General features: G+C 36.1%; 14 protein-coding genes. 5 read left to right on the forward strand and 9 right to left on the reverse strand.

Going from position 1 to position 12,734, the window contains the following annotated elements:
• Positions 1 to 10: 10 nt before the first annotated feature.
• Together ACOH2D_RS05055 and ACOH2D_RS05060 are read right to left on the reverse strand one after the other, a co-directional pair.
• Positions 11 to 994: an FAD:protein FMN transferase gene (locus ACOH2D_RS05055; protein ID WP_449534550.1), complete on the reverse strand. Its 984-nt coding sequence runs from the start codon at positions 992 to 994 to the stop codon at positions 11 to 13.
• A 142-nt stretch (positions 995 to 1,136) separates the two neighbouring features.
• Positions 1,137 to 1,514 carry a DUF8840 domain-containing protein gene (locus ACOH2D_RS05060; RefSeq protein WP_348062717.1) on the reverse strand — a complete coding sequence of 126 codons (378 nt, stop codon included), beginning with the start codon at positions 1,512 to 1,514 and terminating at the stop codon, positions 1,137 to 1,139.
• Between the two features lie 183 nt (positions 1,515 to 1,697).
• On the opposite strand from ACOH2D_RS05060, the gene ACOH2D_RS05065 reads away from it, so the two are divergent.
• The 5 genes from ACOH2D_RS05065 to ACOH2D_RS05085 all read left to right on the forward strand — a co-directional run bounded on the left by ACOH2D_RS05065 (position 1,698) and on the right by ACOH2D_RS05085 (position 5,194).
• Positions 1,698 to 2,159, forward strand: a complete 462-nt coding sequence (locus ACOH2D_RS05065) for a Na(+)-translocating NADH-quinone reductase subunit F (RefSeq protein WP_449534551.1) — start codon at positions 1,698 to 1,700, stop codon at positions 2,157 to 2,159.
• A gap of 315 nt (positions 2,160 to 2,474) precedes the next feature.
• Entirely contained in the window at positions 2,475 to 3,503 is a 1,029-nt protein-coding gene (locus tag ACOH2D_RS05070; protein ID WP_449534552.1) for an AAA family ATPase, read from the forward strand.
• Between the two features lies 1 nt (position 3,504).
• Positions 3,505 to 3,792 (forward strand): hypothetical protein, encoded by a 288-nt coding sequence (locus tag ACOH2D_RS05075; RefSeq protein ID WP_449534553.1) that lies wholly within the window; start codon positions 3,505 to 3,507, stop codon positions 3,790 to 3,792.
• Positions 3,702 to 4,226, forward strand: a complete 525-nt coding sequence (locus ACOH2D_RS05080) for a YggS family pyridoxal phosphate-dependent enzyme (protein WP_449534574.1) — start codon at positions 3,702 to 3,704, stop codon at positions 4,224 to 4,226. Before ACOH2D_RS05075 ends, ACOH2D_RS05080 begins: the two co-directional genes overlap by 91 nt.
• Before the next feature lie 365 nt (positions 4,227 to 4,591).
• Entirely contained in the window at positions 4,592 to 5,194 is a 603-nt protein-coding gene (locus ACOH2D_RS05085) for a DUF4494 domain-containing protein (RefSeq protein WP_449534554.1), read from the forward strand.
• A 140-nt stretch (positions 5,195 to 5,334) separates the two neighbouring features.
• Here ACOH2D_RS05085 and ACOH2D_RS05090 read toward each other — a convergent pair whose 3' ends face one another.
• From ACOH2D_RS05090 to ACOH2D_RS05120, 7 genes are all read right to left on the reverse strand, one after another.
• Positions 5,335 to 6,072, reverse strand: a complete 738-nt coding sequence (locus ACOH2D_RS05090) for an O-methyltransferase (protein WP_449534555.1) — start codon at positions 6,070 to 6,072, stop codon at positions 5,335 to 5,337.
• 305 nt (positions 6,073 to 6,377) lie between these two features.
• A complete protein-coding gene (gene nqrF, locus ACOH2D_RS05095) occupies positions 6,378 to 7,685 on the reverse strand; it encodes an NADH:ubiquinone reductase (Na(+)-transporting) subunit F (RefSeq protein WP_449534556.1) in 1,308 nt (435 codons plus the stop codon).
• Position 7,686: 1 nt separating this feature from the next.
• On the reverse strand, positions 7,687 to 8,430 hold the full coding sequence (nqrE, locus tag ACOH2D_RS05100) for an NADH:ubiquinone reductase (Na(+)-transporting) subunit E (RefSeq protein ID WP_449534557.1): 744 nt from the start codon (positions 8,428 to 8,430) through the stop codon (positions 7,687 to 7,689).
• Between the two features lie 83 nt (positions 8,431 to 8,513).
• Positions 8,514 to 9,203: an NADH:ubiquinone reductase (Na(+)-transporting) subunit D gene (locus ACOH2D_RS05105; RefSeq protein WP_449534558.1), complete on the reverse strand. Its 690-nt coding sequence runs from the start codon at positions 9,201 to 9,203 to the stop codon at positions 8,514 to 8,516.
• Positions 9,204 to 9,209: 6 nt separating this feature from the next.
• Positions 9,210 to 9,959 (reverse strand): Na(+)-translocating NADH-quinone reductase subunit C, encoded by a 750-nt coding sequence (locus ACOH2D_RS05110; protein WP_449534559.1) that lies wholly within the window; start codon positions 9,957 to 9,959, stop codon positions 9,210 to 9,212.
• A gap of 3 nt (positions 9,960 to 9,962) precedes the next feature.
• Complete coding sequence (locus ACOH2D_RS05115) at positions 9,963 to 11,189, reverse strand: NADH:ubiquinone reductase (Na(+)-transporting) subunit B (RefSeq protein WP_449534560.1); 1,227 nt, start codon at positions 11,187 to 11,189, stop codon at positions 9,963 to 9,965.
• An 11-nt stretch (positions 11,190 to 11,200) separates the two neighbouring features.
• Positions 11,201 to 12,556: a Na(+)-translocating NADH-quinone reductase subunit A gene (locus ACOH2D_RS05120; RefSeq protein WP_449534561.1), complete on the reverse strand. Its 1,356-nt coding sequence runs from the start codon at positions 12,554 to 12,556 to the stop codon at positions 11,201 to 11,203.
• Between the last annotated feature and the right edge of the window lie 178 nt (positions 12,557 to 12,734).

Here is a 12,734-nt window from a genome sequence, read left to right on the forward strand (position 1 = left end):
AGGCATTTGGCTAATCCTCAGGAAAACCGTTCAAAGAAAGCGTCTCCAATTCCTGTTGCTCATTTTCAAAAATCAAAAACGCCTTAATTTCTGGATGTACGTTTAAAAACGTTTTTACCTTTTCAATTCCCATAGCTTTGAATGCGGTGGCATAAGCATCAGCCGTCATGCAATCTTTAGCAATGACCGAAATACTCAGCAAATTGGTTTTACTTGGATAACCCGTTTTTGTATCAAGAATATGCGAATAGCGATTCCCTAAACTGTCCGTTTTAAACTTTCGATAGGTTCCTGAGGTAGCCATAGCTTCATCATGCAGGGAAATAGCTTTTAAAATGGATTGTTCGGCATCAAAATGTGGGAGCTCCACGCCTACTTTCCAGGATTTCTGCTTCTCAAGATTTTGTCCTTTGCAACGGATTTCTCCACCAATTTCAACAATATAATCTTTGATGTTTTGGCTTTCAAGAAAATCGGCGATGACATCTACACCATAACCTTTGGCAATGGCATTAAAATCAATGAACGTGTTTGGATTTTCTTTTATAATCTTATGGTCTTCCAATCTCACTTTATCCAATCCCACCGATAACATCAAACTATCGATTTTAAGACTGTCTAAAACCGCGATTTTACCTTCAGGGCCAAAATCCCAAGCGTTGACCAAAATCCCAATAGTTGGGTCAAAAACACCATCAGTCGCTTTATATATTTCTTTTGAGGCATTGAATACATTTTCAAAATGAGCATCTACATTAAAACTCTCGTTGCGGTTCACTTTCGAAATATCCGAATCCGCTTGATAGGTGGACATGGAGACGTTGATGATATGAAATAGACTATCAAATTGCCTTTGGAAATTTTCATGTCGTTCGGAAAAATATTGAATGCCATAAGTAGTTCCAAAAACTTCGCCAGACATTTTGGTGTTTATTGGCTCTTTTTTGCAGGAAACGATTAAAAGTAATATTAAAAGATAACTTATTCTTTTCATGTTGTTTGCTAAAGTCTAGTTATTAAAATCAAATTAAAAGGCTGTATCGCAGAGTTACACAAAGAACTCACAAAGTCACACAAAGAAAAGGTTTTAACAGTAGTGATTTTTATGTATTGGACGGTAAATTCGAGATATAATCCTAATTCAAATTGGTTTCTAATACTTGAATACCATTATACTCGATCAAATATTCTTCGTTAAGATATACTGGTAAATCTTCGCCTTTCGGATTTCCTAAGCCCACACCGGCATATAATACTTTCGCATCATGTTCACGCGCATGCTTTTTAAAGGATTCCATCCAAATCATATCATAATTATTTGGATTTTCAGGCAGTAGCACCACCTTTACAATGACGAAAAAATATTGCTTGTTTTTGTCTATGCACACAAACTGCGGATGCTTTTTAAGTTTGCTGTTAATGGCAATAAATTCAAAGCCACGTTGCTCCAAATCCTTTCCAACGTGGTTCATGGCTAAATTATGAAGTTCCTGTTCTGTAAGTGCTTTGCTCATGCTGCAAAAATACAATAATGAAGAAGATTTCTGTCTTAAGAAAAATTAAAAATATTTTAGCACTATAAAATCAAGAGTCAAAAATAACTTACAGAATTTCATAATTTATGAGGTGTTAAAATAAGCTAAAATCTATCGTCGTGCATTCTATTTTAGTAACTTAAGTGTCCTAAATTTCATGCTATGGAAACTTCATATCGTTTAGAACAGGCTATTAGCAAACTTTATAGAGCGTTTCACAATAACACCTTGAATCCTGAATGTTGTCTACAATGCGCCGTAGGAAATATTTTGGATAATAAGGATGCCTGGAAACATCTTTCTGATCAACATGGCTCATTACAACTGAATTATGTTGGATTAGTCAATCAAAATTTCGGGCGAACGTTCAATGGCTACTCTCCTATCGAGTTATTAAAAATAGAAGCGATATTTCTTAAAGGTTGCGGGTATTCAATTCCTTTAAATCATTTAGGAACAATACCTAAAAACCCTAAAGACAAAGACATTCTTTTTAATGGTTTATGTGATACTGTTGCTTTTTTATGTGCTTTGGATGGGGTTGATAATGTGATGGACTATTCCAAACTTTTTGAATTTGAGAAAGACCGAGCGCGATATCAATTAGATGAAATATGGGCTTAAGAAGCAAAGCTTACGTATTGAAAATCTTCTATTTTCTCCACTTTAAGACCACTTTTTTATAAATTAAAGAGCACTTCTCTTCATTGAATATATACAAACATCTAATTATTTAAATTCCATTAGTGCTAGTTCAGAATTATTCTTGAAGTAGTTCTCATCCAGATAACCTATACGACATTCAATCCCGAACTAATTGATTAAATTTGGCAAGGATAATAAGATTCGCTCATAGCGTGTATTTTCAGATATTTCTCTTTAAAAAAGCTAAGAATACCGTCCTTATAAGAAATCAACATCTTTACAAAAATAGCAATTATGGCGTACCATAGTACCACTTTAAGATCAAAAAAAAATCATTTAACCTTAGACGAACTTCATCTTAATAATGAAGTAAGAGCTAAAATAAATCAACTTTTAGAAGAATTTACCTTTAGAGATGCGCTAAGCAAACTCAATATTCCAGTAGATAATAAAATCTTATTACACGGACATACCGGCTGCGGAAAAACAGCGACTGCCCACGCCATTGGGCTTGCACTGAACAAAAAAGTAATCACTATAAATTTAAGTGGTTTTGTCTCATCAAAGTTGGGAGAAACCGCCAAAAATCTTGCCGAGCTTTTTAAAGAAGCTTCCATTGATGGTGCCATTTTATTTATAGATGAATTTGATTTTGTTGGGAAACTTAGAGATTATGATGAGAAAGATTCTGGCGAAATGAAACGATTGGTCAATGCGCTGATTCAGCAAATTGATCATTTATCAGATAATACCCTCTTAATTTGCGCGACCAATCATATCCATATTATTGACACAGCTTTATTAAGACGGTTTCAAATCAAACTTAATTACGAATTACCTTCGCAAAAAAGTCTTGATGTTTATTATGATAGCATTTTAGCAAAGTATCCAGAAAGCATTAACACGATCAAAAGAAGTTACGGCATATCTTATGCGGAAGCCAAAGATATCGCACACCAACAAATTAAAGCCAATGCCATTCAGTTTGAAAAGCAAAAAAAACATTTGCTGTTTGTATACGACAGTTTCAAATTAACGCAGGATGAAAAATCAAACGGAACGAAGGACAGTTTATCTGGCTATAAATTAGAAAGCCTAGACAAAAACAATACGTCATCTCTTGAAAAACATGAGACCAACTCCTCTCTCATCGCTTTCAAATCAGCCGATAAAAGTGATACCATCGAAGGCTTCGTCTGTGAAATAACAGGAGAAGCACTTATGCAAACTGATAAACTCAAAGTTTCTGATTATAAACGCGTATTGGCAACGACCAATTTAGGAACAGAAGTTTGGGTGTATGTTTCGAACAAATCCGTTTAAAATGGACATTGATATCACAAAAAATATCGCAACTATTTTAGAGCGTATTGACAAGGCCTGTAAAATTTCTGGTCGAAATCCAAAGGATGTAAAACTTCTATTGGCCACTAAAACGGTTTCTGCCGAAAACATCAAAATAGCGCTACAAAGTGGTCAAACTTTAATTGGCGAGAACAAAATTCAAGAGATTAAGGAAAAATACGAAAGTTTAAAAAGCATCATCCATCAAAAGCATTTTATAGGCCATTTACAGACCAACAAAGTGAAAGAATTGTACGATATGACGTAGACTGCATTCAGTCCTTAGATCGGCTTAAATTGGCAGAAAAACTACAAAGTCGATTGGAATATGAAGATAAAAAAATCGATGCCTTTCTGCAATTCAACACGTCATATGAAGACAGCAAATTTGGAATGGCGCCAGAAAACGCACTGAAACTTGCGATGGAAGTTCAACAATTTGACCGTATCCACATCAAAGGCTTAATGACCATTGGCTTATTTTCGGCAGAAGATGAGAAAGTCAGAAAATGTTTTAAACTCCTTAAACAAATCCAGTTACAACTTCTTGACCAAGACATTCCTGTTCATGAATTATCGATGGGCATGAGTGGCGACTTAGAAATAGCCATTGCAGAAGGTTCTACGATGGTCAGGGTTGGCACGGCCATTTTCGGAAAACGTGCACATCCGGATAGTTACTATTGGGATGAAGGCAAGTAGATTTCAGACCGCTTCGCTTTTAGTATTAAGTACAAAGACTTAAGCCATAAAGCATTGAGATCATAAAACTTAGTTGCGACTAACTCCCTCACTAAAATTATCAAATAAACGATAGTTAAAATTTAAAAGCTCAATGCGCTTGTCCTAAGCTTTGGATTTCTAAAAAAATAAAAACAGATTAATTTTTAGCATCTATTTCATTCTCAACTTATTCGACAAGTCCTTACAGAGAATATCAAAGCAACAAATCCTCAAGAAAAAAAAATAAACTAAATAGAGCAATAAAAATTGTGAATATCTATCGTTCATTTTGAGTAGCACGCACATTATAAGCCTTATTTTTGTGCCTTTAAAAAAATAAAGACATGAGCGTAACTTGGTATGAATGTAAGGTGAAATACAAAAAAACACACGACACAGGCGAGCAGAAAATAACTACCGACACCTATCTTTTGGATGCGGTTTCTTATACTGAAGCAGAAGTAAGAATTACTGAAGAAATGCAAGCGTACACCAATGAGGATATCAAAATCACAAATTTAAAAGTTGCCAACTATTCCGAAGTTCATCCTTTTGAGAATTCCGATCGCTGGTTTAAATGCAAAATCAGTCTCATCGCTTTTGATGAAGAAAGTGGAAAGGAAAGAAAGTCAAACATCTATTTGCTGGTACAAGCCAACGACATCAAAGAGGCTTTTGATAATAGCAACATCGTAATGGCACAGACTATGGGAGATTACACCATTCCTTCCATTATAGAATCGCCAATTTTGGATGTATTTCCATATTTCACAGGAGAAGAAGAACAATTAGAGAAATACAATGTTTTGGAAACTGCTGCCCCTAAAGCAACATTTGAAGAAGATGAAGACGATGAGGAGTTAGATGACCTACAAGAGCTAGACAATTTAGCAACTGAGGAAACTGAAGAAGAGCTCGTAGAGCAAGACATTGAAGAAGAAGAATAAATCAAAAACTAATATTTCGATTTTTTAATAAACTCCTTTTGTTACTAATATTTTAAACTGAAACCACTATTAAAGAAGCCGTCTTAATTTGATCATAAGACGGCTTATGTTTTATGATTATTTATACACTATAACCATATTTATTTTAGCTCCAACATACCCACTCTATCCCCAATTGAAAGACTCGAAATAAATCTATTATCATTTGAAACCTCCTCCCAACAATTTATCATATCAGCTGAGAAATTGATATCATCCAGAATAATTATTGATCCTTTTTTTGCTCTAGCAATCACAATTTCTAACTGAGGAATGACAAATTCTTTGGTGTGAATGGCATCGATAAAGGCGATGTCTATATTTTGATTATGAAGCAGTATATTGTCTATATTTTCCTCAAATGTGCCAACCGTTAATTTAAATCTATTGCTTATCTGCAATAAATTTTCTTTTGCCAATTTGGCCCAAACCTCATTTGGGTCAAAAGTAAGGAGTGAGCCTTTTTCGTTTTTATTTAACCCCGCCAGAAAATACATTCCAGAAACACCAAAAGCTGTACCGAATTCTACAATAATTTCAGGTTTTTTTTCTTGAACCAAGTATGCAAACAGATTACCTATTGCAGGTACACTTCTGACAGTATTAGGCTTTCGACTAGAACTTCCAATATTATTACCATGATAACCTTCCCAAAGAGGCTGATTACCTTTTTGATTAGTATGTTCTGCAAGCTGCTCAATCTTAGTGCAATAAGAGTTGATGGGCGGAATAATAAAATCACCAATAAAATTTTGTGCTAACCATGACCCTTCATCTTTCTTAACCCAGTTGATAGGAAGTTTTCTACCTATACGACTAATAACATATGGCTTAATCATCCGTTTAAACTTGTTGATCATTATATTATGTGTGTTTTTTAGTTAATTAATAAGATAGCATAAATAAAAACGGCACCTTTTTATTTTCTTAAGCAAATTAACATTTATTTCTTTCATAATTAATATTCCATTTTAAAAATGAGGAGATAGTAATTTCGATGTTGGTTAATTTAATGTTTCGGATAAATCTGTCTTTGATCCGCAAGCCTAATTTGAAACAGACAAAAGCCCAACACTTTCGTGTTGGGCTTTTATATAATGAAGACCTTTCAGGTTTTGGAAATCTGAAAGGTTTATGCTCTCATCTATCCTCCAAAGTCATCAAATCTGATATTCTCATCTGGAATTCCGAAATCCTCTCCCATTTTCTGAACGGCTTGGTTCATCAATGGTGGACCACAGAAGTATAATTCGATATCTTCTGGTGACTCATGATGGTTCAAATAGTTCTCGATAACACAATTGTGAATGAACCCTACAAACCCATCGCCTGGGGCATCAATATTCTCTTTAACTTTCCAATTGTCTTCTTCCATAGGTTCAGACAAGGCCAAGTAGAACTTAAAGTTAGGGAACTCACGTTCTAATTCATGGAAATGATCTAGATAGAACAATTCACGCTTAGAACGTCCACCGTACCAATACGTCACTTTACGACCTGTTTTTAAGGTTTTGAATAAGTGGTACAAGTGTGAACGCATTGGCGCCATTCCTGCTCCACCACCTACATATAACATTTCTGCATCAGATTCATTGATAAAGAATTCACCGTAAGGTCCTGAAATAACGACTTTATCGCCTTTTTTCTGGTTAAAGATATAAGACGATGCAATACCTGGATTCACATCCATCCAGCCACCTTTGGCTCTATCAAACGGAGGCGTTGCAATACGAACGTTTAACATGATTTCTCTTCCTTCTGCAGGGTAAGAAGCCATAGAATAAGCACGTTCAGTTGTTTCTTCGTTCTTCATGACCAAAGGCCATAATTTAAACTTGTCCCATTCTGCTTGAAACTTATCTGGCGTGTCATGCTCTTCAGGATGGGCAGTGATGTCCATGTCCTTAAAGTTAATGGTACAAGGTGGAATTTCAATTTGAATATAACCTCCAGCTTTGTAGCCCATATCTTCAGGAATCTCTACTACGAACTCTTTAATAAAAGAGGCGACGTTATAATTTCTAACAACGGTTGCTTCCCATTTTTTGATTCCAAATACTTCCTCAGGAATAGTAATCACCATATCCTGTTTTACTTTTACCTGACATGACAAACGGATACCTTCCTTTAATTCAGTACGGGTAAAATGTGGTGTTTCAGTTGGGAGTGCTTCACCCCCACCTGATAAAACATGACATTCACACTGAATACAAGTTCCACCACCACCACAAGCAGATGGTAAAAATATTTTTTGAGCACTCAAGGTTGTAAGCAAAGAATTCCCTGAAGGTACTTCAATTACTTTTTCTCCATTAATGGTAATTTTAACAGGACCTGAAGGCGCTAATTTTTGTTTTACGAATAATAAAAGTGAAACTAATAGCAACGTAATTACTAAAAACGCAATTATTGTCGCTATGATGACACCGGTTGTACTTGCTGCTAATAACATATTATCTATTTAAAGCGGTTGTGGTTTCTTCTATCTTCTCTTTCTTCAAAATACCTTCAACATCAGCGCTATTCGGCTCAGATTTCATGTCTTGCTCAATGGCTTGAGGACTTTGATCACCATCGTCTCCTCCAGTAAGCATTCCTCCAAAACTCATAAAACCTATCGCCATTAATCCCGTAAGGATAAAGGTGATTCCTAATCCTCTTAAGGCTGGTGGTACATGAGAGTATCTGATTTTCTCACGAATTGCTGCAATGGCAAGAATCGCTAAAAACCATCCAATCCCCGATCCAACGCCGTAAGTTAAGGCTAATCCTAAAGTTGGTATTTCACGGGATTGCATAAACAACGAACCACCTAAGATGGCACAGTTAACAGCAATCAACGGTAAAAATATTCCGAGTGAGTTATATAAGCCAGGTGAGAATTTCTCAACCACAATCTCAACCAATTGCACCATCGTTGCAATGGTAGCAATAAACAGGATAAAAGATAGAAAACCTAAGTCATACTCAGCATATTCAGGGCCTAACCATGCTAGAGCACCTTCTTGTAAAATGTAGGTATCCAATAACCAGTTTAATGGCACAGTTACGGCGAGTACGAATATTACAGCAGCTCCAAGACCTACTGCAGTAGCAACTTTTTTAGATACCGCTAGATAAGAACACATTCCTAAGAAATATGCAAAGATCATATTATCTACAAAAATCGATTTAAAAAATAACTCTATATATTCCATATATTTTAAGTCTTCAGTTTTCAGTCTTCAGTCATCAGTAGCATTATACTGCTTACTGCGGACTGGTTACTGCCAACTATTATTTAGTCTTCTATTAATGCTTTATTTTTACTTCTCTGTACCCAAATAATAAGGCCGATGACAATCAATGCCATTGGAGGCAAAACCATAAACCCGTTATTTTCGTAACCAATACTGTACAATCCAGTCTTTTCAATAGGATCTCCTAAAACTTGATACCCAAGTAAAGTCCCTGAACCCAGTAATTCTCTAAAGAAACCTACGATCACCAAAATGATACCGTAACCTGCAGCATTACCAACACCGTCAAGGAAAGACTTCCACGGTCCGTTACCCAAAGCAAAAGCTTCAAAGCGTCCCATAATGATACAGTTGGTAATAATCAATCCGATAAATACTGAAAGCTCTTTACTTAATGAATAAGCATAGGCTTTTAATACCTGATCCACGATAATTACCAAAGTGGCCGCAACAATTAACTGCGCAATAATCCTGATTTTTGATGGGATAATATTTCGCATTAATGAAATTACCACGTTCCCCATAGCAAGTACAAAGATTACAGAAATTGCCATTACGATGGATGGTTTTAACTGTGCAGTAATTGCAAGTGCCGAACAGATACCCAAAACCTGAATGGTAATTGGATTATCATCTGCTAAAGGGTCAGTAATTAATTTTTTATTTTTTCTAGAAAACAAAGGTTCCTTAGGAATCTTTACAGCTTTTTCTTTTTCTGCTACTTCAGACATTTTAAATTATTTTAAAGTTTTAAAGTAAGGTACATACATTCTTAAATCCTTCTGGATCATCGCCGTCACACCATCACCAGTAATGGTTGCACCTGCCATTGCATCTACCGCATGATCTGTTTTTCTGTCGTTTTTTGGGTCAGCATTTCCTTTTGCTACTTTTATTCCCTTAAACACACCCGACTCATCTAACAAGTGTTCACCTGCAAAGTCATCCATAAAAAAACGTTCTTTAATTCCAGTTCCTAATCCAGGAGTTTCACCAGCATGGTCAAAAAACACGCCTTGAACAACCATATCTTTATCAACCGCTACGTATCCCCAGATGGCGTCCCAAAGACCTTTTCCACGGATAGGAATTACGTAGACCTTTTTACCATCCTTTTCACCTTCAAACAAAGGCAATCTTCTGGTATAATTTGGATCTTTTGCTTTCGCCTCTTCCTTTTTAATGTCTATCATATAAGCTTGAGGATCTTCAGTTACCTTATCACCTTCAATGACATATTGTTTAGTAATAGACTTATTAAATAGATCTTCAACTTTATCTGTTGAAACAAATACGACATCACTTGGACCTTTGTTATCATTGATGCCTAGGGCATACAATATGTTTTGTTGCAATTCAAAGCGTTGATTAGCCTGCACCATAGGTTTTAAACCTTGCGCAAGACCTGCAAGTATAGAACCAACCACCAAAACCATAACGATGGCAAAAATAATGGTATAACTATTTTTATCTGTATCGATTGCCATAATTTAAGCTGTTTTAAGTTTCGCTCTTTTTAATCTTTTATTGACATTACCTTTAACAACATAATGATCAATAGTAGGAGCAAATACATTCATTAATAATATTGCCAACATCACACCTTCTGGATAGGCTGGGTTAAATACGCGGATCATGATCGAAATAAAACCAATCAAGAATCCGTAAATCCATTTCCCTTTGTTAGTCTGTGAACCAGTTACCGGATCCGTAGCCATATACACAATACCAAAGGCCAAACCGCCCATGATCAAATGTTGCCAGTAAGGCGTATTCATTAAAGTGTAAAATTTGCTTGATTCGGTAATCCATCCTGAGTCTGCAACGATGTTAAAAATATACCCCATTACCAACGCACCAATAACGGAGCTGAGCATAATTCGCCAGCTTGCTATTTTTGTGAAGATGAGGAACAATCCACCCAAGAGGATTAATAGCGTCGACGTTTCGCCAATAGATCCTGGAATAAACCCAAAGAACATATCTAATATGGAGTAATCCACAGGATGTGACTGTGCCAAGCTACCTAGGATTGTTTCTCCAGAAATAGCATCGGCCGTAGAGCCATTTGCAATTTCTTTAGTTCTTTCAACAGCGCCTTGTACCCAAACCTTATCACCACTCATCCAAGTAGGATAAGCAAAGAATAAAAACGCTCTAATGGTTAAGGCCGGATTTAAGATATTCATTCCCGTACCACCAAATACTTCTTTCCCGATGACCACACCAAAAATAACAGCGATTATCAACATCCAATATGGTGTATCGATTGGTATGATTAATGGCACAAGCATCCCAGTTACAAGGTATCCTTCTTCAACTTCGTGTCCTTTTATTGTGGCGAAAATAAATTCAACCCCTAATCCAACACCATAAGAAATAATAACTAGCGGTAATACTTTCCAAAAGCCTAAATTGAAGTTTTGTAAATTCCAAAATTCACTACTGAAAAAGCCATTAGATACAGCTTCAATTTCTCCCGTTGCTAAATAATGCTGATATCCGGTATTGAACATACCAAAAATCAAACATGGAATTAAAGCCATAATGACCGTGTTCATGGTACGCTTTAAATCATCAGCTGCTTTAATATGCGTGCCACCACGTGCGGTATCATTAGGTGTATATAAAAAAGTATGAAGGGCGTTAAAGGCAGGTGCCATTTTAGTTCCCTTATATTTCGCTTTTAAATTATGTAAGTTCTGTTTTAAACCCATTGTCTTTAATATTAACCGATTTCTTTTATCATTAAATCCAAACCTTCTCTAATAATGTGCTGATGCGGTTGTTTAGACACACATACAAACTCAGTCAAAGCAAAATCTTCTGGAGCAACTTCATACATTCCCAAAGCTTCCATTTCATCTAAATCCTTGTATAAACAAGACTTTAAGATTTGCATAACAAAAATATCTAATGGAAAAACCTCTTCATAATTACCTGTCAATACAAAGTTTCGGTGTTCACCATTCATATTCGTATCTAGGTCATAGGTTTTATTTGGTGTCAACCATGAAAACGTAAGTGCTCTGGTAATAGAAAGCTTATCAAACACAGGTTTGTTCCATCCAAATAACTCATAATCATTACCTTCAGGAATTATTGTAATTAAATTACTGTAATAATCCAAGTAGCCATCTGGTTTCACTTGTTTTCCAGACAGAACGTTGCCACAGATAATACGGTCGTTGCCATTTTGCTCCACCCCATTATCATAGACCATCGTCGCCACTTCACTACCAATTTTGGTAACAAAGTAACGTGGTTTTTTAACGGATGAACCTGCAAGCGCCACAATACGCTCTGCATTGAATTTACCGGTAAGCAAAAGTTCTCCAATAATTACCAAGTCTTGTGCGGCAACTGTCCAAACGGTTTCACCTTTGTTGACAGGATCAATTTTGTTGATTTGCGTTCCAACATTCCCTGACGGATGTGGGCCAGATACTTTGTGTAAAGAGATTCCAGAAAGCCCAGCAAACGGTGAGTTTGAATTGTGACCAACGCTCACATGCACCTTACCAGGAGTTAACTTAGCCAATGCTGAAACTGCTGCTTGCAATTCAGCTTCCTTACCCTGCAGTACATAGTCCAAATCCGCAGCTAAAGGCGCACTGGCATAACCCGAGATAAAAATCGCTTTTGGTGTTTGATCTGTTTTGGCAATAATGTCGTAAGGTCGTTGTTTGATGAACGCCCAGCAACCTGTTGCCAATAAATGTGCTTTTATGGTATCAGCATCTACAGCAGCAACATTCAACTTGCCATAGTCATGGTAAATTTGTTCCTTGTCTGCTTGAATTTTAATGCCCACAATGCGTCTCTTTTCCGCTCTTGCTATCTCAATCACTTCCCCTGAAACTGGCGAAACGAATTTCACAGCCTCATTGGTTTTATCGTAAAAGATAGGTTCGCCAGCTTTCACCTTTGCTCCTTCTTTTAAAATTAGTTTTGGAATAACACCGTGGAAATCTTCAGGTCTGAGGGTATAAAAATTGCTTAAAACGGCCCTTTCGGTTGTTTTTTCAGCACTACCCTTAAGTTTGATATCGAGACCTTTTTTAATCTTAATGTCGTTTGACATATTATAAGTCTATTGGTTAATAGTTACAATTATGCGATTTTCTTACAGTAAAAATCGGTGCAAATTTACAAATTAATAATACAGATTACATGATTTTTATCATAAAAATTATACGCTAACGATTGCGTAAAATTTGAATTTTATTTTTCATTTACAACCGTCTGAATAATAGTGAACC

The sequence above is a fragment of the Gelidibacter sp. genome, assembly GCF_053579655.1.